Source organism: Streptomyces sp. NPDC097619, from assembly GCF_040302735.1.
Lineage (GTDB): Bacteria > Actinomycetota > Actinomycetes > Streptomycetales > Streptomycetaceae > Streptomyces.
On the sequence record NZ_JBEOSD010000017.1, the window covers coordinates 26,178 to 45,990 of the forward strand.

The 19,813-nt window shown below is 75.3% G+C and carries 17 protein-coding genes and 1 tRNA gene; 16 read left to right on the forward strand and 2 right to left on the reverse strand.

The window, feature by feature from the left end; genetic code table 11:
* Positions 1-157: 157 nt before the first annotated feature.
* Positions 158-1,015: a fumarylacetoacetate hydrolase family protein gene (locus tag ABTZ17_RS07350; protein ID WP_352194540.1), complete on the forward strand. Its 858-nt coding sequence runs from the start codon at positions 158-160 to the stop codon at positions 1,013-1,015.
* 255 nt (positions 1,016-1,270) lie between these two features.
* Here ABTZ17_RS07350 and ABTZ17_RS07355 read toward each other — a convergent pair whose 3' ends face one another.
* A complete protein-coding gene (locus ABTZ17_RS07355) occupies positions 1,271-2,362 on the reverse strand; it encodes a Gfo/Idh/MocA family oxidoreductase (protein WP_352194582.1) in 1,092 nt (363 codons plus the stop codon).
* Positions 2,363-2,615: 253 nt separating this feature from the next.
* Here ABTZ17_RS07355 and ABTZ17_RS07360 point away from each other — a divergent pair, with 253 nt between their 5' ends.
* The 13 genes from ABTZ17_RS07360 (at position 2,616) to ABTZ17_RS07420 (ending at position 16,354) form a co-directional block, all read left to right on the forward strand.
* Positions 2,616-3,863 (forward strand): ROK family transcriptional regulator, encoded by a 1,248-nt coding sequence (locus ABTZ17_RS07360; RefSeq protein WP_502994614.1) that lies wholly within the window; start codon positions 2,616-2,618, stop codon positions 3,861-3,863.
* A 251-nt stretch (positions 3,864-4,114) separates the two neighbouring features.
* Positions 4,115-5,014: a hypothetical protein gene (locus ABTZ17_RS07365; RefSeq protein ID WP_352194542.1), complete on the forward strand. Its 900-nt coding sequence runs from the start codon at positions 4,115-4,117 to the stop codon at positions 5,012-5,014.
* A gap of 152 nt (positions 5,015-5,166) precedes the next feature.
* Entirely contained in the window at positions 5,167-5,925 is a 759-nt protein-coding gene (locus ABTZ17_RS07370) for a GntR family transcriptional regulator (RefSeq protein WP_352194543.1), read from the forward strand.
* Positions 5,926-6,072: 147 nt separating this feature from the next.
* Positions 6,073-7,194 carry a TIGR03364 family FAD-dependent oxidoreductase gene (locus ABTZ17_RS07375; protein WP_352194544.1) on the forward strand — a complete coding sequence of 374 codons (1,122 nt, stop codon included), beginning with the start codon at positions 6,073-6,075 and terminating at the stop codon, positions 7,192-7,194.
* A 65-nt stretch (positions 7,195-7,259) separates the two neighbouring features.
* The gene (locus ABTZ17_RS07380) at positions 7,260-8,135 is read left to right on the forward strand and encodes a phosphonatase-like hydrolase (RefSeq protein ID WP_502994618.1); all 876 of its coding nucleotides are present in this window, start codon (positions 7,260-7,262) and stop codon (positions 8,133-8,135) included.
* Positions 8,132-9,181 carry an ABC transporter ATP-binding protein gene (locus ABTZ17_RS07385; RefSeq protein ID WP_352194545.1) on the forward strand — a complete coding sequence of 350 codons (1,050 nt, stop codon included), beginning with the start codon at positions 8,132-8,134 and terminating at the stop codon, positions 9,179-9,181. The genes ABTZ17_RS07380 and ABTZ17_RS07385 overlap by 4 nt, the downstream gene beginning before the upstream one ends.
* The gene (locus ABTZ17_RS07390; RefSeq protein ID WP_352194546.1) at positions 9,174-10,157 is read left to right on the forward strand and encodes a 2-aminoethylphosphonate ABC transporter permease subunit; all 984 of its coding nucleotides are present in this window, start codon (positions 9,174-9,176) and stop codon (positions 10,155-10,157) included. Before ABTZ17_RS07385 ends, ABTZ17_RS07390 begins: the two co-directional genes overlap by 8 nt.
* Entirely contained in the window at positions 10,144-10,941 is a 798-nt protein-coding gene (locus ABTZ17_RS07395) for an ABC transporter permease (RefSeq protein WP_352194547.1), read from the forward strand. The genes ABTZ17_RS07390 and ABTZ17_RS07395 overlap by 14 nt, the downstream gene beginning before the upstream one ends.
* 173 nt (positions 10,942-11,114) lie before the next feature.
* Entirely contained in the window at positions 11,115-12,224 is a 1,110-nt protein-coding gene (locus ABTZ17_RS07400) for a 2-aminoethylphosphonate ABC transporter substrate-binding protein (RefSeq protein ID WP_352194548.1), read from the forward strand.
* 108 nt (positions 12,225-12,332) lie between these two features.
* Positions 12,333-13,868: an alkaline phosphatase family protein gene (locus ABTZ17_RS07405; RefSeq protein WP_352194549.1), complete on the forward strand. Its 1,536-nt coding sequence runs from the start codon at positions 12,333-12,335 to the stop codon at positions 13,866-13,868.
* Between the two features lie 245 nt (positions 13,869-14,113).
* On the forward strand, positions 14,114-14,893 hold the full coding sequence (locus tag ABTZ17_RS07410) for an HAD-IIA family hydrolase (RefSeq protein ID WP_352194550.1): 780 nt from the start codon (positions 14,114-14,116) through the stop codon (positions 14,891-14,893).
* Positions 14,894-15,025: 132 nt separating this feature from the next.
* A complete protein-coding gene (locus ABTZ17_RS07415) occupies positions 15,026-15,652 on the forward strand; it encodes a hypothetical protein (RefSeq protein WP_352194551.1) in 627 nt (208 codons plus the stop codon).
* 12 nt (positions 15,653-15,664) lie between these two features.
* A complete protein-coding gene (locus ABTZ17_RS07420; RefSeq protein ID WP_352194552.1) occupies positions 15,665-16,354 on the forward strand; it encodes a class F sortase in 690 nt (229 codons plus the stop codon).
* A 111-nt stretch (positions 16,355-16,465) separates the two neighbouring features.
* On the opposite strand, the gene ABTZ17_RS07425 is transcribed toward ABTZ17_RS07420, so the two are convergent.
* Positions 16,466-16,539, reverse strand: a tRNA-Lys gene (locus tag ABTZ17_RS07425).
* Between the two features lie 169 nt (positions 16,540-16,708).
* Here ABTZ17_RS07425 and ABTZ17_RS07430 point away from each other — a divergent pair.
* Positions 16,709-18,118 carry a peptidoglycan-binding protein gene (locus tag ABTZ17_RS07430; RefSeq protein ID WP_352194584.1) on the forward strand — a complete coding sequence of 470 codons (1,410 nt, stop codon included), beginning with the start codon at positions 16,709-16,711 and terminating at the stop codon, positions 18,116-18,118.
* Positions 18,115-19,812 (forward strand): SPFH domain-containing protein, encoded by a 1,698-nt coding sequence (locus ABTZ17_RS07435; protein ID WP_352194553.1) that lies wholly within the window; start codon positions 18,115-18,117, stop codon positions 19,810-19,812. Before ABTZ17_RS07430 ends, ABTZ17_RS07435 begins: the two co-directional genes overlap by 4 nt.
* Position 19,813 lies beyond the last annotated feature (1 nt).

Consider the following 19,813-nt stretch of genomic DNA (forward strand, 5'->3'; position numbering starts at 1 on the left):
TTTGGTCCAGTACGTGAACGGGGTCTTGCGGACGGGACGGACTTCTTGGAGGATCGACCAATCTCCGATGGCCGCAACCCATCGGCCGGCCCGTCGGCATGCCCGCGCAAGCGGGGGCGCCGCCGGGTCGACCAGCCACGACCACGGGAGAATGCACATGAAGCTGCTGCGCGTCGGACCGGTGGGGGCGGAGCGCCCCGCGCTGCTCCACGAAGACGGCACCCTGCGGGACCTGTCCGGCCTCGTCCCCGACATCGACGGCGCCCTCCTCGCCGATGCCGCCGCCCTGGGCCGGATCCGCGAAGCGGCCGCCTCCGGCGAGCTGCCCGTCCTGGACCGTGAGGGCTTGCGCACCGGCGCCGCCGTCGGCCGGATCGGCAAGGTGGTGGGCATCGGCCTCAACTACCACGGGCACGCGGCCGAGATCGGGGCCGCGATCCCCGAGGAGCCGATCATGTTCCTGAAGGCCCCGGACACGGTGGTCGGCCCGGACGACACGGTCCTCGTCCCGCGCGGGAGCGTGAAGACGGACTGGGAGGCGGAGCTCGGCGTGGTGATCGGCAGCACCGCCCGCTACCTCGACTCGCCGGCCGAGGGGCTGGCGCACGTCGCCGGGTACGTCCTCGTCAACGACGTCTCGGAGCGCGAGTTCCAGATCGAGCGGGGCGGCACCTGGGACAAGGGCAAGAACTGCGAGACCTTCACCCCGCTGGGGCCGTGGCTCGTCACCGCCGACGAGATCCCGGACCCGCAGGCCCTGGGCGTACGGCTGTGGGTGAACGGTGAGCAGAAGCAGGACGGCGCCACGTCGGACCAGATCTTCCCGGTGGGCGAGGTCGTCCACTACCTGAGCCGGTTCATGACCCTCCACCCGGGCGACGTCATCGTCACGGGCACCCCGGCCGGTGTGGCCATGGGGCAGCCGGAGCCGAAGCCGTACCTGCGGGCCGGCGACGTCATCGAGCTGGAGATCGACGGGCTCGGCCGTCAGCGGCAGGAGCTCAAGGACGCCTGACGGGCACGGCGAGAGGCAGCGGGAGGGGGAGGGGAGGGGCCGGGGCGGGCGGAGTCGGCGGGCATCCGCTCCCTGTCCGCCGCCGCCTCCTCCTCCGCTCCTCCTCCGCTCCTCCTCCTCCGTCGTCTCCGCCGCCGGCCGCCTTGCTCCTGCCGTAGCGCGTACCGCCCCCGACCGACTCGTGCCGAGTCGGTCGGGGGCGGGCGTGCGTCAGGGCCGGGGCGGCCCGGTCGGCCGGGGCCGGGGTGTGCCCGGTCAGGCGGGGTCGGGAGCCGGAAGGGTGACGGTGGTGCCGGTGGCCGAGGAGAGCCGGGCCGCTTCGAGGACCTCCAGGCAGGCCGCCGCCTCGTGGGCGGTGACCGGGGGACGGCCTCCGTCGCGCAGGGCCGCGGCGATCGCCGCGTAGTAGGCCGGGTAGGCGCCGGGCAGGGTCGGTACGGGCCGGCCGCCGCCGGTCAGCGGGGATTCGCCGGAGCCGACCCGCCCCCACAGCTCCTCCGGTTCGGTGCCCCAGGGCTCTCCGGTGCCGGGCCGCTGCCCCGCGCGCAGGGCGGCTTCCTGCGGGTCGAGCCCGTACTTGACATACCCGGCCGCGGAGCCGAGCACCCGGAAGCGGGGGCCGAGCTGGGCGGTGGTGGCGCTGACGTAGAGGTGGGAGCGGACGCCGCCCGCGTGGGTGAGGGCGAGGAAGGTGTCGTCGTCCGTCTCGGCCCCGGCGCGCCGCACGTCGGTCTCCGCGTACACGGCGACGGCGGGACCGAACAGGGTCAGGGCCTGGTCCACCACGTGACTGCCGAGGTCGTAGAGCAGTCCGCCGATCTCCTCCGGCTTCCCGGACTCCCGCCAGCCGCCCTTCAGCTGCGGCCGCCAGCGCTCGTACCGGGACTCGAACCGCTGGACCTCGCCCAGCTCGCCGTTCTCGATCAGGGCGCGGACGGTCAGGAAGTCGTTGTCCCAGCGGCGGTTCTGGAAGACGGACAGCAGGGTGCCGCGCTCCTCGGCCAGGGCCGCGAGGGTGCGGGCCTCGGCGGCGGTGGCCGCCAGCGGCTTGTCCACGACCGTGGCCAGCCCGGCTTCCAGGGCGGCCGTCGCCAGGGGGACGTGCGTGCGGTTCGGGGAGGCGATGACCAGCAGATCGAGCTCGTCCGCCCGGCCGAGGAGCTCGTTCGCGGAGTCGGCGAACCGCAGGTCCGGGAACTCGGCACGGGCCTGCGCCCGACGGTCCTCGTCGGTGGTGACCACCGTGTCCAGGACCAGGCCGTCGGTGGCCGCGATCAGGGGGGCGTGGAAGACGGAGCCGGCCAGGCCGTAGCCGACCAGACCGACACGGAGCGGGGAGAAGACCATGCCGTCCACTTAAGCAACGCTGTTGCGGAAGTGCAAGCGGGAGGGATGATGGGGACCGGGCCCGGAACGCGCGGCCCGGGTGGAGCGGGGCTGTCCGAGCGCGGAGTGCACGGCAGTGGCCGGGACGAAAGGGCCGGGTGAACCGAGCGTGCGGGAGTCGGAGTCGGATTCGGAGGCGGAGCCGGGGTCGTCGGCGGGTTCGGCGCGGGCCGGATCAGGCTCGGGATCGGGACTGGAATCGGGATCGGGAAAGGTGCCGGGGGTGGTGGTGCGGCGCGGGCTGGACGTGGGGGCGCTGCGGAGCCACAACGCCGGACTGGTGCTCGGCCTGCTGCGGGCCGCCGGACCGGCCGGGGTCAGTCGCCTCGAACTCGCCGCCGGTACCGGTCTGACCCCGCAGGCCGTCAGCAAGATCACGGCCCGGCTGCGGGCCGAGGGGCTGGTGGCGGAGGCCGGACGGCGGGCCTCGACCGGCGGGAAACCCACCACGGTGCTGACCCTGGTGCCCGGGGCCGGGCACGCGGTGGGCCTGCACCTGGACCGGGACGAGTTCCGGGCGGTGGCCGTGGACCTGTGGGGCCGGGTGGTGGCAGAGCGGCGGGGGGCCCTCGACTTCGAGGCGGGAGCGGCGGCGGTCCTGCCGGTCGCGGTCCGGGCGGTGGCCGGGGTCCGCGCCGATCCCGCGGTGCCGGCGTCGGGACTGCTGGGCGTGGGCTGCGCGGTGCCGGGACCCCTGGACCATCGCGGCGGCGTACTCGGCCGGGTCACCGGGGCGACGGCCTGGGAGGGCTTCCCGCTCCGCGCCGCGCTGACGGAGGCGCTGGGGGCGGAGGTGGCCCTCGACAAGGACACCAACGCGGCGGCGGTCCGCCTGGCCGCGGTCCTCCCGCCCGCCGTCCCCCCGCCCGCCACGGGCGCGAGCACGGACCCCCACGCGCACCCGGGCGCCGGTCCGGGCCCGGCCCCGCTCCCGCCGGCCGTGACGCCGGGCGGGGACTTCGTGTACGTCCACCTGGGGACGGGGCTCGGGGCCGGGATCGTGCTGGACGGGCGGTCGTACCGGGGCCCCCGGGGCGGGGCGGGGGAGTTCGGGCACCAAGTGCTGTTGCTCGACGGGCCGCCCTGCCGGTGCGGGGCCCGGGGGTGCGTGGAGGCGCTGTGCCTGGACGCCGTCGACCGGGGCGACGAGGCCGGGGCCGCCCGACTGCTGGGCGAGGCCACGGCGAACCTGGTCGCCCTGCTCGACGTGGACCGGGTGGTGCTGGGCGGCCGGACCCTGGAGGCGGCCGCGGAGACGTACGTGAGCGGGGTGGCGCGGGTGCTGGCGGCCCGTGCCCCGGGGCCGTACCGGGTGCCGGTGGCGCTCGCCCCGTCCGGCACCGTGGCGGCGGGCGCCGCCGAACTGGTCCTCGCCGGTCTCTTCACCCGCCCCGGCCCCCTCCCGGCCCCCTCGCCCCTCCACCCGAACGCCCGGGCCGATCCCGCGGGCTCCGGCCCCTGACCGCGCCGACCGACCGGGGTGGCGGGGAGGAGAGGGGCGAGGACGGAGGGGGCGAGGGCGGGGGAGAGGTGGGGGCGGAGGGGAGTGCGTGCGGAGGGGAAGTGTGGGCGGTCCTCCGAACGGGGCATCGGGGGGCCCGGGGCGGCGTGTGGGGGAGGGGGGAGCACGCGCGCGTGGGAGGGTGCCGGGGACGACGGGGTGATAGTCACCTGGTCAGACCATCGTCCGGCGAGCAGCGAAGGAACTCCTCCATGCGACTGCGCTCAGCACTGGCCCTGTCCGCCGCGGCCACCGCGCTCGCCCCCCTGGCGCTCGCAGTCCCGGCCGCCGCCTCCGCTCCCGCGCTGTCCGCACGGCCCGCCCTCGCAGGACTCCCGACCACCTCCCTCCCCGCCCTGCGCGCGATCCCCGTCCTCCCGGCCCCCGCCGTGACCGTGGCGGCGGCGCGGCCCGCGCCCGTCCCCCGCGACGTCAGCGAGGGGAGCGGGCCGCAGCCCGCTCCGGCACTGCCGGCGCGCGTGCAGCCGCGCTGCGGGGACGGCAAGAGCACCCGCTTCCCGCTCGGTGCGCGGATCCGGGGCGGCCCCCCGGTGTACCGGAGCGGCGGCGGGGCCCAGACCTGGTACCTGGACCTGACGAACTCCACCGGCGACCACTGCCGGGCCGTGCACCCCGTGGTCGTCTTCTCCGACCGGGACCGGACGCTGACCTCGGACCGCTTGCGCATGGAGTTCGTCGACCGGGGGCGGGTCTACCCGGTCACGCTGGAGGACACCGACCAGGACGAGGTCGTGGCCGTCTTCGACGGGGGCGGCGAGTTCCCGGGCTTCGCGCTCGGCCCGCAGGGCTCCGTGACCGTGCCCGTCCGGCTGTCCTTCACCGCGGACACCCCGCCCGGCGAACTCGTCGCGGACGCCGCCCTCGTGCAGCGCAAGGGCGACGACGGGGACTGGGTGGGCGAGGCCGGCGGATACCGCTTCACCGTGGAGAACCCGGAGGAGCCCGTCGAGGCCGGTGCCGCCGGGGCGCTGGCCCGGACCGGCCGCACCGACACCCTGCACGCCCTGGCCGGCGGCGCCGCCGGTGCCGCGGCCGCCGGAGCCGCCCTCCTGCTGACGGCCCGCCGCCTCCGCCGCACCCCCACCCGCTGACCCGCCGGCGCCCCCCGCCCGGCGCCCCGCGTACCCGCCGCCCCCGCACACCCACCCGCAGGAGGGCCCGCACCCCCTGGCCTGCCCCGCTCTTCCCCACCCCCGCCCCGCCCCGCCCGGTCCCGTCACCTGCGGCCCGTAGAGTCCCCCGGGTGGAAGCCACTGAACACAGCCCCGGCGCGCCCGTGCGCTCCGGGATCCCCGAGCACGGCCGGATCCCCAAGTACTACGCGGTCAAGGCCCGGGTCTCGGACCTGATCGACGCGCTCGGCGAGGGCGGGTCCCTGCCCACCGAGCGGGACCTCGCCGAGCGGTACGAGGTCTCCCGGGAGACCGTCCGGCAGGCCCTGCGCGAGCTGCTGCTGGAGGGCCGGCTGCGGCGGGCGGGGCGCGGCACCGTGGTGGCCGGGCCGAAGCTGGAGCAGCCCCTGTCGCTGGCCAGTTACACCGAGGGGGTCCGTCGCCAGGGACGTCGTCCCGGCCGCAGCCTCATCGGGCTGGAGCGGTTCTCCTGCCCTGCCGCCCTGGCCCCCGCGATCGGCGCCGCGGAGGGGGAGCCGGTCTGGCACCTGGAGCGGGTGCTGCTCGCCGACGACGAGCGGGTCGGGCTGGAGAGCACCTACGTGCGGGTGGAGCGGGTGCCCCGCCTGGACGTCGATTTCCAGCCGGACTCCTCCTTCTACGGGTACCTCCGGGAACGGCTCGGGATCTCCTTCGGGGACGCCGACGAGAAGCTGGAGACCGTCCTCGCCACCCCGCGCGAGGCCCTGCTGATCGGCACCCCGCCGGCCCTGCCGATGCTGCTCATCCACCGGGTTTCCCGCGATGGTGAGGGCCGCCCGCTGGAACGGGTCCGTTCGCTCTACCGTGGGGACCGGTTCAGCTTCACGACCCACCTCCGCCACGACTGAACCGACACATAGCGCTCGAATCGCCCCTCCCTCACCTCCTTTTGATCACAGAAAGATAACGGGTCTGGTCCAATCGTCGGGGGCTGTTCACCGACCCGTTCCCGGCCGGCTCCTCCCGGGACACGGCCCGAGAGGACCGTTTCCGGCGTGAGAGTCATAGTCGTCGGAGGCGGCGTGGTCGGCACCATGCACGCCTGGCAGGCAGTCCAGCGCGGCCACGAGGTCGTACAGATCGAGCGCGAGGCCGAGGCCCGCGGCGCTTCGTTGCGCAATTTCGGCCAGGTGTGGGTGAGCGGCCGGGCACGGGGTGAGGAACTCGCCACCGCCCTGCGCGCCCGCACCCTGTGGGAGGCCATCGGGGCCGAGGTGCCCGGCCTGGGCTTCCGGGCCAACGGGTCCCTGACCCCGGTCCGCACCGCCCGGGAGTACGCGGTGGCCGAGGCGGCCGCGGCCGGTCCGGACGCCGCCGAGCGCGGCCACCGCCTGGTGACCGCGGCCGAGGCCCGCGCCCTCAACCCGGCCCTGCGCGGGGAGTTCGAGGCCGCCCTGTGGTGCGAGCGGGACGCCGCGGTGGAACCCCGCACCGCCCAACTCGCCCTCCGCGAGCGGCTCGCCGCCTCCGGCCGCTACACCTTCCTGCCCGGCCGCGAGGTCCGCGAGGTGGTCGGCACCGCCGCCGTCCGCGACGACCACGGCGACGTGCACCGCGGGGACGCCGTCATCCTGGCCACCGGTGCCTGGCTGTCCGGACTCGTCCGCGAACTGGCCCCCGAGCTCCCCGTCCGCCGGGTCCGCCTCCAGATGATGCAGACCGAACCCCTCGGCGAGCCCCTGACCACCTCCGTGGCCGACGCCGACAGCTTCCGCTACTACCCCGCCTACCGCGGCCCCGCCCTCGACCGGCTCGACGCCGATCAGGCGCAGGAGCCCGTGGCCGCCGCGCACCACATTCAACTGCTCATGGTGCAGCGGCTCGACGGCGGACTCACCGTGGGCGACACCCACGAGTACGAGCACCCCTTCGCCTTCGACACCACCGAGGAGCCGTACGAGCACCTCGCGCGCGTGGTCGAGGGCTTCCTCGGCCGCCCGCTGCCCAAGGTCCGGCGGCGGTGGGCCGGGGTCTACGCCCAGTGCACCGACACCACCCGGGTGGTGCACCGCCAGCAGGTCCGCGAAGGCGTCTGGCTCGTGACCGGGCCCGGCGGCCGCGGCATGACCTGCTCGCCCGCCATCGCCGAGACCACCGCGAACGACCTGGGCTGGTGAACCCCATGACCACGAACCCCGACGCGACCACGGACACGCGCCTGGCCACGGACACCCATCCCCACGTGACCCCGCACGCCGACCCCGACACCACGGCAGGAGCCCCCGTGCCCGACACCAGCGCGGCCGTACCCACCCGGGGGATCCCCACCCCCTTCCACCCCCTCGTCGTCCTCGACATGGCCGGCACCACCGTCTCCGACGGCGGTCTGGTCGAGCGGGCCTTCGCCCGCGCCGCCGCCCACCTCGGAGTGGAGACCGGCACCCCCGAGCACACCGCTCAACTCGCGTACGTCCGCGCCACCATGGGCGAGTCGAAGATCTCCGTCTTCCGTCACCTGTACGGCTCGGAGGAGGCCGCCCGGAGCGCCAACTCCGCCTTCGAGGAGGCGTACGCGGAACTCGTGGCCGGCGGCCTCGTCGAAGCCCTGCCCGGGGCCCGCGAGACCGTGGAACGCCTCCGGGAGCAGGGCCGCACGGTGGTCCTCACCACCGGCTTCTCCCGGACCACCCAGGACGCCCTGCTCGACGCCCTGGGCTGGCGGGACCTGGTCCCCCTCGCGCTCTGCCCCGCCGACGCCGGCCGCGGCCGCCCCTACCCGGACCTGGTGCTCGCCGCCCTGCTGCGCACCGGGGCCGCCGAGGACGTCCGGCAGGTCGCGGTGGCCGGGGACACCGCCTACGACATGCTCAGCGGCACCCGGGCCGGTGCCGGAGTGGTCGCGGGCGTGCTCACCGGGGCGCACGACCGGGAGCGGCTGGAGGCACACGGCGCCACGCACGTGCTCGGCTCCGTCGCCGCCCTCCCTGACCTCCTCGCCCGTCTCGAGTCCGGCACCTCGGGCACCCCCGGCGGCTCCGACACCTCCGGCACGGCCGAGCGGGTCGACGGGTCCGAGCGGGCAGCCGGGTCCGACGGGGCCCCCGGGACCACCCCGTGAGCGGCATCCGCTTCGACTCCGTCTCGGTCGCCTACGACGGCACCACCGTCCTGGACTCCCTGGACCTCACCGTCGGCCCCGGGGAGGTGGTGGCCCTGCTCGGCCCCTCCGGCTCCGGCAAGACCACCGCCCTGCGCGCCGTCGCCGGGTTCGTGCGCCCCGCCTCCGGCCGGATCCTGATCGGTGACCGGGACGTCACGGACCTGCCCCCGCACCGGCGGGGCATCGGCATGGTCGTCCAGCAGTACGCCCTCTTCCCGCACCTGCGGGTCGACGAGAACGTGGCCTTCGGACTCCGCGCCCAGAAGGCGCCCCGGGCCTCGATCCCCGGCCGGGTCGCCGAGGCCCTGGAGATGACCGGCATGGCCGGGTACGCCCGCCGCTACCCGCGGGAGTTGTCCGGCGGTCAGCAGCAGCGGGTGGCGATCTCCCGGGCCCTGGCCATCCGCCCCGGTGTGCTCCTCCTCGACGAGCCGCTGTCCGCGCTGGACGCCCGGCTGCGCTCCGGGATGCTCGCCGAACTGGCCCGCCTGCACCGGGAACTCCCCGAGGTGTCCATGCTGTACGTCACCCACGACCAGGTGGAGGCCCTCACCCTCGCGGACCGGATCGCCGTGATGGACCGGGCCCGGCTCCAGGACTGCGGGACCCCGCAGGAGCTGTACCGGAACCCGCGGAGCGAGTTCACCGCCTCCTTCGTCGGCAACGCGAACCTGCTGCCCGTGACGGTGGCCGACGGGGCCGCCGTCTTCGACGGCCGCAGCCTCGCCCTCGACACGGCCGGGGCCGCCCCCGGCTCCACCGCCACCCTGTGCGTCCGTCCGCACCGCCTGGGCCTCGGCGAGGGCCCCAACGCGCTGCGCGGCCGGATCGCCGAGGTGCAGTGGCGGGGCGCCACCCACCGGTTGTACGTCGACGTGGCCGGGCACCGGGTCAAGGCCGACCTGCCGGAACTCCGCGAGACCCCGCCACTGGGCACGGAGGTCACCCTGCACTTCGCTCCCGGGGACGCCGTACTGCTGGCCGCGGGGGTGGGTGATGGCTAGGACCGGAGCCCCGCCCGCCACCACCGACGGAAACGCGCCCCTCCCCGACGGCCCCGGCCGCACCCCGGCGCCCGCCACCGATCGCGGCGCCCACCACGGCGCCGACCGTGCCCCGGGGCCCGCCGCCGGTCCCGATCCCGGCCCCCGCCCGTTCGCCGAGCGGCTGCCCCGGTGGCTGTGGGTGCTGCCCCCGCTGGCCGTCCTCGGCGTCGCCTTCCTCTACCCGCTGGCCCTGCTGGTCCGGCAGTCCTTCACCCCGGACGGCGGTGGCGGCCCCTTCGCCGCCTACGCCCGGGTGTTCTCCTCGACCGCCTTCCGCGAGGCCCTCGGCACCACCGTGTGGCTGGCCCTCGGCGCCACCGCCGGCTGCCTGGTCCTCGGCTTCGCCCTCGCGCTCGTCATCGCCTTCGTACCGTTCCCCGGAGCCCGCGCGGTGGCCCGGTTCGTGGACGTGTTCCTGTCCTTCCCGTCCTTCCTGATCACCCTCGCCCTGCTGTTCGTCTACGGCACGACCGGGCTCGCCAACGGCGCCTGGACGGAACTCACCGGCTCCGAGGGTCCGTTCCGCTTCCTCTCCACCCCGTGGGGGGTGCTCCTCGCGGAGATCACCTACTTCACCCCCTTCGTGATGCGCCCGCTGCTCGCCGCCTTCTCCCAACTGGACACCGCGCAGCTGGAAGTGGCCGCCGGACTCGGCGCCCGACCGGGCCGGATCATCCGCCGGGTGATCCTGCCCGAGGCCCGCCCGGCCCTGGCCGCGGGCGGCAGCCTCGTCCTCGTCATGTGCCTGAACGAATTCGGGATCGTGCTGTTCACCGGCGCCAAGGACGTCACCACCCTGCCGATGCTCGTCTACGGCAAGGCCATCCTCGAATCCGACTATCCCGCGGCCTGCGTGGTCGCCGTCGTCAACATCGCGATCTCCGTGGGCCTGTTCGGCCTCTACCGGGTGGTGAGCAAGCGTGCTGGTGCCTAGCCGGGCGGGCCGCTGGACGGTCTGGGCCCTCTTCCTCCTCCTCTTCCTGCCGCTCTTCGCGCTGCCGCTGCTCGTGATCACGGCGGCCTCCTTCGCCACGAACTGGTCCGGGGTGCTGCCCTCGGGGCCGACCACCGCCCACTACGAAGCCGCCGTCCGAGGCGAATCCCTCCAGGCCCTCACCACCAGCCTGGCCACCGCCGTCGCCGCCAGCCTCCTCGCCCTCACCCTGGGCACCTGGGCCGCGATGGCCGCGGCCGCGCTGCGCCGTCGCGGCCGGCGCCTCGTGGACGCCCTGTTCGTGCTGCCGGTGGCGGTCCCCTCGGTGGTCGTGGGCCTCGCCGTGCTCGTGGCCTTCAGCCGGCCCCCGTTGCTGCTCAACGGCACCGCCCCCATCGTGGTCCTGGCCCACACCGTCCTCGTGACGGCCTTCGCCTACCAGTCGGTCTCCGCGGCCCTGGACCGCCTGGACCCGGCCTACGAACAGGCCGCCGCCGGCCTCGGCGCCCGGCCCGCCCGGGTGCTGTGGAAGGTCCGGCTGCCGCTGCTGCTGCCGTCGCTCAACGCCGCCGCCGGGCTCTGCTTCGCCCTGTCCATGGGCGAGTTGAGCGCCACGATGATGCTCTACCCGCCGGACTGGCTGCCGCTGCCGGTCCGCATCTTCACGGCCACCGACCGGGGCTCGCTCTTCGGCGGTTCGGCCCTCGCCGTGGTCCTCATGGCCACCACCGTGCTGGTCCTCCTCGCCGTCTCCCGGATCCGCACCCGCGCCTCCTACCGCTGACCGGCCCGGCCCACCCGCCACCACCCCGCACCCACCTCGGCCCGTACCGAAGGCCCGTACCGCAGGTCCGCCCCGGGCCCGCTCCGCGCCGCCCCGAACCCACCCCCCGAACCCCCCGCTCCCGCCCCACCCCCCGCTCCCGCCCCGTACCCGCCCTCCTCCGAAGGACCCCCATGCCGCTCCCGCCCCGCACCCCCCGCACCCGTACCCGCGCCTCCCGCACCCGCGTCCTCCGCGCCGCGGCCGTCCCCCTGTTCGGCACCACCCTCCTCGCCGGCGCCCTCACCGGCTGCGGCGGCTCCGCCGACGGCGCGGAGGGCGCCGGGACCGTCACCGTCTACAGCGCCGACGGCCTCAAGGGCGAGAAGGGCGACGGCTGGTACGACAAGGTCTTCGCCTCCTTCACCGAGAAGACCGGCATCGAGGTGAAGTACGTGGAGGGCGGCTCCGGCGAGATGGTCCAGCGCGCCCTGCGCGAGAAGACCAACACCCAGGCCGACGTCCTGATCACCCTGCCGCCCTTCATCCAGCAGGCCGCCGGCAAGGGCCTCATCGAGAAGTACCGGCCCCAGGGCTCGGACCGGGTCAAGGGCGGTGACAAGGCCGCCGACGGCACCTGGACCTCCGTGGTCAACAACTACTTCGGCTTCGTCCACAACAAGAAGGAGCTGCCGCGGGCCCCCCGCACCTGGGAGGAACTGCTCGACACCGGCTACAAGGACCGCCTCCAGTACTCCACCCCCGGGGTCGCGGGCGACGGCACCGCCGTGCTCATCAAGGCCATGCACGACTTCGGCGGCAAGGAGCCAGCCATGGCCTACCTGAAGAAGCTCCAGGCCAACAACGTCGGCCCGTCCTCGTCCACCAGCAAGCTCGCCCCCAAGACCGACAAGGGCGAACTCCTCGTGGCCAACGGCGACGTGCAGATGAACTTCGCCCAGTCCAGGTCCATGCCGAACCTCGGCATCTGGTTCCCGGCCCGCGAGGGCGGCCGCCCCACCACCTTCGCCCTGCCCTACGCCGCCGGACTCGTCGCCGACGCCCCGCACTCCGAGAACGGCCGCAAGCTCCTCGACCACCTGCTCGGCGAGGAGTCCCAGCGCCTCGTCAGCGAGGTCGGCGGCGGTTTCCCCGCCCGCGCCGACATCAAGCCCACCGACGCCAACGCCGTCGCCCTGACCCGCCTGATGGCCGGCGTGGAGGTCTTCGAACCGGACTGGGCCGACATCGACGCCAACCTCCCCGCCTACGTGGACGCCTGGAAGACCGCCACCGGCAGCTGAACCGCCGCCGGCCGTCAACTCCCGCTTCACCGGGCCCGGGAACACTCCCGCAGGGCCCGGCCGCACCCCCGCCCCGTCCCCCCTTCCCACTTGCTCCTGGAGGAGTACGTGCCCACTGTCCTGCCCGGCCGCGCCCTCGCCGTGACCACCGCCGCAGCCGCCCTGCTGGCCGGAGTCACCCTCGCGCAGCCCGCCACGGCCGCGTCCACCAGCGGCTCCGCCGCCGCGGCCACCACCCCGAAGGTGCTGGTCATCGGCCTCGACGGCGCCGTCCTCGACCGCGTCAAAGCCGCCCAGGCCCCGCACCTCAAGGGCATCATGAGCCGCGGTCTCACCGCGAAGAGCAACCTCTACGCCAACCCGATGGCCGCCACCTCCTCGGGCCCCGGCTGGTCCACCATCGCCACCGGCGTCTGGCCCGACAAGCACGGGGTGAAGGACAACTCCTTCACCGGCAAGAACTACACCGCGTACCCGGACTTCCTGACCCGCATCGAGAACGCCGTCCCCTCCCTGGACACGTACGCGGCGGCCGACTGGGAGCCCATCACCTCCACCGACCAGAACGGCCCCATCTTCTCCGCCAAGGTCGACAAGCGGCTCTCCCTCAAGGGCGACCGCGACGGCTACCGCACCGAGGACCCGAAGGTGGCCGCGGCCGCGGCCACCGAACTCCGCGGGGCCGACCCGGACGCCACGTTCGTCTACCTCGGCGAGATCGATGCCGCCGGACACTCCTACGGGGCCTCCAGTGCCCAGTACCTGGAGACCGTGGCCCGCGTCGACGCCCTCGTCGGACAGCTCCTCACCGCCGTCCGCGAACGACCCAACTACGGGCAGGAGGACTGGCGGATCCTGGTCACCACCGACCACGGCCACACCGCGACCGGCGGCCACGGCGGTTCCACCCTCGCCGAACGCGGCACCTTCGTCCTCGCCGAGGGCGCGGGCATCCCCGCCGGCTCGGTCCGTGAGGACGTCCGCCTCGCCGACGTCGCCGCCACCGCCCTCCAGCACGTCGGCGTCAGCACCACCGGCCTGGACGGGGCCCCGCTCGGCACGCCCGTCGGGGACGCCTTCGACACCCTGCGGCCGGCCCTGCGCACCCGCGTGGACGAGACCGGGATCCCCGCCACCACCAAGGGCTTCACCAAGACCCCGCCCACCGGTTGGGCCGTGGACAACTCCAAGATGGGCGCCGGCGGCGTCACCGAGTGGGCCGGCTGGTCCTTCGCCACCGACGAGTTCTGGACCGCCTCCCAGCGCGACCAGTGGCGCGAGTCCAACGTCCGCTCCCGTGACGTGTTCGCCGTCGCCGACTCCGACGAGTGGGACGACAAGCCCCACACCGGCACCTTCGACTCCAGCCTCGTCACCCCGAAGTACCAGGTGACGGGCGGCGCCACGGCCACCCTCCGGTACCGCTCCCACTACCGCCACGAGGCCGGTCAGACCGCACAGGTACTCGTCTCCTGGGACGGCGGCCCCGCCACCGTGGTGAAGACCCACGCCGCCGACGCCCTCGCCCGCACCGAGACCGTCTCCCTCCAGGTGCCCGCCGGGGCCCGCGAGGCGCAGGTCCGCTTCCGGTACGCCGGGAACAACAACTGGTTCTGGGCCGTGGACGACGTGACCCTCGGCTGAGCCCCGCCCGGGGGTGGCGGGGCGACCGCACGCACCCGCCCCGCCATCCCCGCGGACCCTTCCCGCACCCGTGCGCGGACCGCCCCGCACGCCCCCGGGAGCGGCCCCGGAACCCTTCCCGGGACCGGCCCGCGCCCCCTCGGTCCGGGCCGTGGACGCCGCACGCGCCCCCCGGTCTTCCCCGATAGGGTGGTACAGACCAGAGGTCCCCAGAGGTCTAGTACCGCAGAGCAGAGGACAGTCCCGTGGCAGAGCGCAAGCCGATCGAATCCTGGCTCACCGACATGGACGGGGTCCTCATCCACGAGGGCACCCCCATCCCGGGCGCCGACCAGTTCATCAAGAAGCTGCGCGAATCCGGCAAGCCCTTCCTGGTCCTCACCAACAACTCCATCTACACCCCGCGCGACCTCCAGGCCCGCCTCCAGCGGATGGGCCTCGACGTACCCGTCGAGAACATCTGGACCTCCGCCCTGGCCACCGCCAAGTTCCTGGACGACCAGCGCCCCGGCGGCACCGCCTACGTGATCGGCGAGGCAGGCCTGACCACCGCCCTGCACGACATCGGCTACATCCTGACCGACCACGACCCGGACTACGTGGTCCTCGGCGAGACCCGCACCTACAGCTTCGAGGCCATGACCAAGGCGGTCCGGCTCATCAACGCCGGCGCCCGGTTCATCTGCACCAACCCCGACGAGACCGGCCCCAGCACCGAGGGCCCGCTGCCGGCCACCGGCGCCGTCGCCGCCCTCATCACCAAGGCCACCGGCAAGAAGCCCTACTTCGCGGGCAAGCCCAACCCCCTCATGATGCGGACCGGGCTCAACGCGATCGGCGCCCACTCCGAGACCAGCGCCATGATCGGCGACCGCATGGACACCGACGTCCTCGCGGGCCTGGAGGCGGGCATGCAGACCTTCCTGGTGCTCACCGGTCTGACCACCGTCGAGGACATCGACAAGTTCCCCTACCGCCCCTCGAAGACGGTCGACTCCATCGCGGACCTCGTCGAGCGCATCTGACGCCGGCCGCCCGTCGAAGGCGCCCGCCCGGTCCGCGGGCGGGTGCCGGGGTGACCCGTACGGGTCAGCCGCGCGCCTGCCGGGATGCGCCGCCCCCGCCCACGCGTGAACCTCCTACCAGGAGGTTTCACGATGCGCACTGATCTGCTCGCTCTCCGTGCCACCGGGCCCGCCGCGGTGCTCGTGGCCGCGTCCGCCCTGGTCCTCACGGCCGCCCCGACCGCCCTGTCGGCCGAGGAACACCGCGGCACCGTCTGGGCCACCCCGTCCACCGCCTCGCCGGGAGCCCAGATCGAGCTGCGGGTCAACGGCTGCGACGGCACCACCGGGGCCGCCAAGTCCCCGGTGTTCGTGGCCGACGCCCACCTGTCGGGCCGCGACGGCGGCGGCAACCCGCTCTACGGCGAGGCCATGATCCGCTCCGGGGCCAAACCCGGCTGGTACTCGATCCAGGTGACCTGCGACGGCCGCGACGCCAAGGCCACCGGCAGCATCCAGGTGGTCCACCACGAGCCCACCCACCGGCCCACCCACCACCCGTCCCCGATCTGGCCGGTGCACGCGGGCGGCGGCGGGATGGCCGCCGAGCTCGCCACCGGGGACAAGGCCGACGCCCTCCGGCAGACCGCCGCCCGGGACGCCCGCGACGAGGGCCCCGGACTCCCGCACACGGTGATCGGCGCCGTCCTGGCCTGCGCCGCCACCCTGGCCGTGGCGGGCCGCGCCGTCCGGCTGCGGCGCCGCCGCAGCGGCGAGTGACGGGCCCGGGCCATGGCGGCTGAGCCGCGCGCGACGGGCAACGGCCGCCTCCTCACCGGCGCGGCCTGGGCGGTGCTGGTGCTCGGACTGTGGTTGTGGGGCCGGGAGATCACGGGGGTCCCGGGGCGGGACACCGGCGCGGCGGGTGCCGCCGCCGTACCGGGCCTGCCCGCCCCGCACGCCCCGCTGCCGGGCGCGGCCGCCCCCGAGCGGGTGGACCTGCCCGCCCTCGGGGTCCAGGCCCCGGTGGTGTCCCGCGGCCTCGACGCGGACGGGGCCATCGACCCGCCGCCGTACGACAGCCCCGGCACGGTCGGCTGGTACGGCAGCGGCACCCGCCCGGGGGCCGCGGGCGCCGCCCTGCTGGTCGGGCACGTGGACACCCGCTCCAAACCGGCCGTCTTCTACGGGCTCAGCTCGGCGAAGCCGGGGGACACCGTCCGGGTCGCCCGTTCCGACGGGGCGGTGGCCGAGTTCACGGTGGAGGAGGTCCGGGTCCACGAAAGGGACCGCTTCGACCCGGCCAAGGTGTACGGGCCCCGGGTCGCGGGCCGCGCCGAACTGCGGCTCATCACCTGCGGCGGCCGCTACGACCGGGCCACCCACGCGTACACGGCCAACGTGGTCGTCTCCGCCTACCTGACCGGGGTGATGACCGGACCCGCCGGAGGAGCGAAGCCCTCGCCCGGCGCGTCCGTCTGAGGACTCCGCTCCCGGCCGGCGTCCCGGTGCCCGCCCCGTGGCCCGGCCGGCGGGCCGCCCCGCGCACACGAAGAAGCCCCTCACGTCGCCGTGAGGGGCTTCTTCCGTCTGTGCGCCGCCAGGGACTCGAACCCCGGACCCGCTGATTAAGAGTCAGCTGCTCTAACCAACTGAGCTAGCGGCGCCTGCTGACAGAGAAAACTCTACCCCACGTCGGGAGGTGCTCGTGACCAGCCACGCCCGGCTTGTCTGATTAACCCATCTTAGATGGGTTTTGCGTGCAGTATGTGTGATGGCCGCAACGCAGCTGACGAGCCCTCAGGGGAGTGGACGGACCGTATGACGACGCCGCCGATGCCCACCCCGGTCTTCCGGGAGTACACGCCCGCGGGCGACTGCCCCTGCCCCGGCTGCGTGGCGCAGCGGACGGCCCGCCGGGCGGCGGCCCGGACCGCGGCCCCCACCGCCCGGCAGGCCCTGGTGCTGGTCACGGCCGCGGGCGTGGTGCTCGGCGGCGCGGGCACGGCCGCCGCCGGGGCGCCGCACACCCCCGGTCCCGATCCCGTGCGCCCGGCCCCCGCGCCCGCTCCCGCCGGTACGGCCGAGGACACCCCGCAGGGCACCCCCGGCTCGCTGCACGGCCCGCGGCCCGCCCCGGGCTCCGGACCGGCCGCCCCGGACGTGGGCCCCGCCACCGCGCCGGGGGTCCGCCGCACCGACCGGGCCACGATCATCAACCGGGCCCGGCGCTGGCTGGACGCGAAGGTGCCGTACAGCATGAGCACCTACTGGACGGACGGCTACCGCCAGGACTGCTCCGGCTTCGTCTCCATGGCCTGGGACCTGGGGACGAACGAGTGGACGGGCAGTCTGGACCGGTACGCCGTCCGGATCACCAAGGAGCAGCTCCAGCCCGGGGACATCCTGCTCTTCCACAACCCGGCCGATCCGAGCGCGGGCTCCCACGTCACGATCTTCGGCGGCTGGACCGACCACACCCGCACGTACTACACGGCCTACGAGCAGACCCGCCCGCACACCCGGAAGCAGGCCACCCCGTACGGGTACTGGAACAACGCGGCGAAGTACCTCCCGTACCGCTACACGGGGCTGTCCGGGGTGGTGGCCGAACCGGTCCCCGAGACGCCCGCCCCGTCCCCGGTGGTCCCCGCGCCGACCCCGGCGCCGAAGCCGCCGGCGGCGCCCGCTCCGGCGCCCGGCCCCGGTCCGGGCACGGCGTACCCGGGCCGCGGTGCCTTCGGGCCGGGGGCCTCGAACCCGTACGTGAAGCGGCTGGGCACGATGCTCGTCGCGCGCGGCGCGGCCCGCTTCTACCCCGACGGGCCGGGGACGCGCTGGACCGAGGCTGACCGCCGGGCCACCCGGGCCTTCCAGCAGGCCCAGGGCTGGACCGGGGCCGACGCGGACGGCCTGCCCGGCCCCGCGACCTGGCGGCTGCTGGTGACGAAGCAGGGCCGGGGCATCCCGGCCGCCCCGACGGGATCCGGCACGCCGACCGTGAAGGCGCCGGCGTACCCGGGGGCGGCGGTGTTCCGGCCGGGGAGCAGTCATCCGGCCGTCGAGGCGCTGGGGCGGCAGTTGGTCCGCAAGGGCTTCGGCAAGCACTACACGAAGGGCCCCGGGAAGACCTGGGGCGAGGCGGACCGTCGCAACACCGAGGCGTTCCAGCGGGCGCTGGGCTGGCGGGGCGCGGCGGCGGACGGATACCCGGGACCCGAGACCTGGCGGAGGCTCTTCGCATGACGGAGGCAGGCATGTTCCCCATGAGCACCACGACCACCACGGGCACGATGCTCCCCTTCACCTGCCCGCCCCGGGCGGTGGCCGGCCCGTGTGTCGAGCCGGTCGCCGCGGAGGCCGTCGCGCGGCTCACCGCGCCGGCCACCGGGCCCGAGGGGGCCCCCGCTCCGGCCCTGGCTCCTGCTCCGGCCTCGGCTCCCGCCGCGGCGCGGCCCGTGGTGGTGGGCGTCCCCGCGGCCTGGGTGCCCGTCCCGGCCGCCCCCGTCGTCCCGGCCGCCGTCGCGCCCGTGCCGGCCCCGGCGCGGGCGCCCGAGCCGCACCCGGTGGTCGTCACGGCCGTGGCCGCTCCGACGGAGCCCTGGGCGAGTGCCGCCGGGGTGGAGTGGGGCGCGGACTGGGCCCTGGAGCTGGAGCGCGACGACGATCCGGAGGCCGATCCGGAGACCGATCGGGAGGCCGAGCCGCGGACGGCTCCCGAGATCGAGCCCGGGATCGAGCCCTGGGCCGCGTCCGAGACGTACCCGGCGGAGGGCCGGGAGGAGGCGTACGACCTCCAGGGGGACGCGTGGGACCCGCCCGCGCCGGTGCCGGCCCGGGCGCACAGCGGGATCCCGGGGCCGGGCATGCGTCCGTGGGTGCCGGATCCGGACGCCGTGGCGGGGATCCCGGTCCGGCTGGTGTTCGGGGACGGTTCGGCGGCGGAGGCGGTGCGGGTGCCGGTGCCGCCGCGCCGGCCCGGGTCCTCGCCGCGCCGCGATCCCGTGCCGGCGGCGCCGCGGCGGACCGCGCCGCCCGCCGACCCGAGGCTGCGGGAGTGCCGGGGGCCGGCCCTGCCCGGTGGGGCGGGGGTGCTGACGGGGCTGGCCGCGCTGGCCGGCTGGGGGGTCGTGGCGGTCCGGTCCGGGGTGCTGCCGGGGCGGGCCGAGGGGCTGTTGGGGCTGGAGCCCCGGCCGTTCGGCGGGCTGGGGGCCGCCGACTGGCCCGCGCTGGGACTGCTGGGCGTGCTGGGTGTGGTGGCGCTGCTGGCCTTCGGTGGGTTGGGTCGGGGGCGGACCGGTCACGCCTGGGTGCTGACCCTGTTCGGCCGGTACCGGGGCACGGTGCGTCGCACCGGGCTGGTGTGGGTGAGTCCGCTGCTGCTGCGCCGCCGGGTGGACGTGCGGCTGCGGCACTGGCGGAGCGAGCCGATGCCCGCGGTGGACGCGACGGGACTGGCCCTGCGGGTGGTGGTGCAGGTGGTGTGGCAGGTCCGGGACACCGCTCGGGCGGCGCTGGCCGTGGAGGAGCACACCGAGTACCTGGCCGAGCAGGTGGAGGCGGCGACCGCGCGGGTGTTGTCCCGGCTGCCGGCGGACGCCTTCGAGGAGGACGGGCCGACGCTGCGGGACGCGGAGGCGGTCGGGGCGGACCTGACCCGGATGCTGGCCGCGGAGACCGAGGCCGTGGGGATCGAGGTGTTCTCGGCGCAGCCCACCCGGATCGAGTACGCGCCGGAGGTCGCGGCGGCGATGCAGCGCCGCCGGATCGCCGTGATCGACGCCAGGCACCGCGACAGCGTGCTGAGTTCGGTGGTGGACGCCGTGCACGACACGGTGGGTCGGTTGACCTCGCGGGGGCTGGTGGAGCTCGACGACTACGAGCGGAAGGCGCTGGTGAAGGACCTCACCGTGGCCTTCTGCACCAGCCGCCAGGACTGAG

Bases quoted from the DNA above. Each gene is read 5' to 3' on its own strand.
- ABTZ17_RS07435 (WP_352194553.1), top strand. From the start codon at position 18,115: ATGACGGAGGCAGGCATGTTCCCCATGAGCACCACGACCACCACGGGC.
- ABTZ17_RS07420 (WP_352194552.1), top strand. From the start codon at position 15,665: ATGGCGGCTGAGCCGCGCGCGACGGGCAACGGCCGCCTCCTCACCGGC.
- ABTZ17_RS07430 (WP_352194584.1), top strand. From the start codon at position 16,709: ATGCCCACCCCGGTCTTCCGGGAGTACACGCCCGCGGGCGACTGCCCC.
- ABTZ17_RS07355 (WP_352194582.1), bottom strand. From the start codon at position 2,362: ATGGTCTTCTCCCCGCTCCGTGTCGGTCTGGTCGGCTACGGCCTGGCC.
- ABTZ17_RS07390 (WP_352194546.1), top strand. From the start codon at position 9,174: ATGGCTAGGACCGGAGCCCCGCCCGCCACCACCGACGGAAACGCGCCC.
- ABTZ17_RS07415 (WP_352194551.1), top strand. From the start codon at position 15,026: ATGCGCACTGATCTGCTCGCTCTCCGTGCCACCGGGCCCGCCGCGGTG.
- ABTZ17_RS07350 (WP_352194540.1), top strand. From the start codon at position 158: ATGAAGCTGCTGCGCGTCGGACCGGTGGGGGCGGAGCGCCCCGCGCTG.
- ABTZ17_RS07400 (WP_352194548.1), top strand. From the start codon at position 11,115: ATGCCGCTCCCGCCCCGCACCCCCCGCACCCGTACCCGCGCCTCCCGC.
- ABTZ17_RS07365 (WP_352194542.1), top strand. From the start codon at position 4,115: ATGCGACTGCGCTCAGCACTGGCCCTGTCCGCCGCGGCCACCGCGCTC.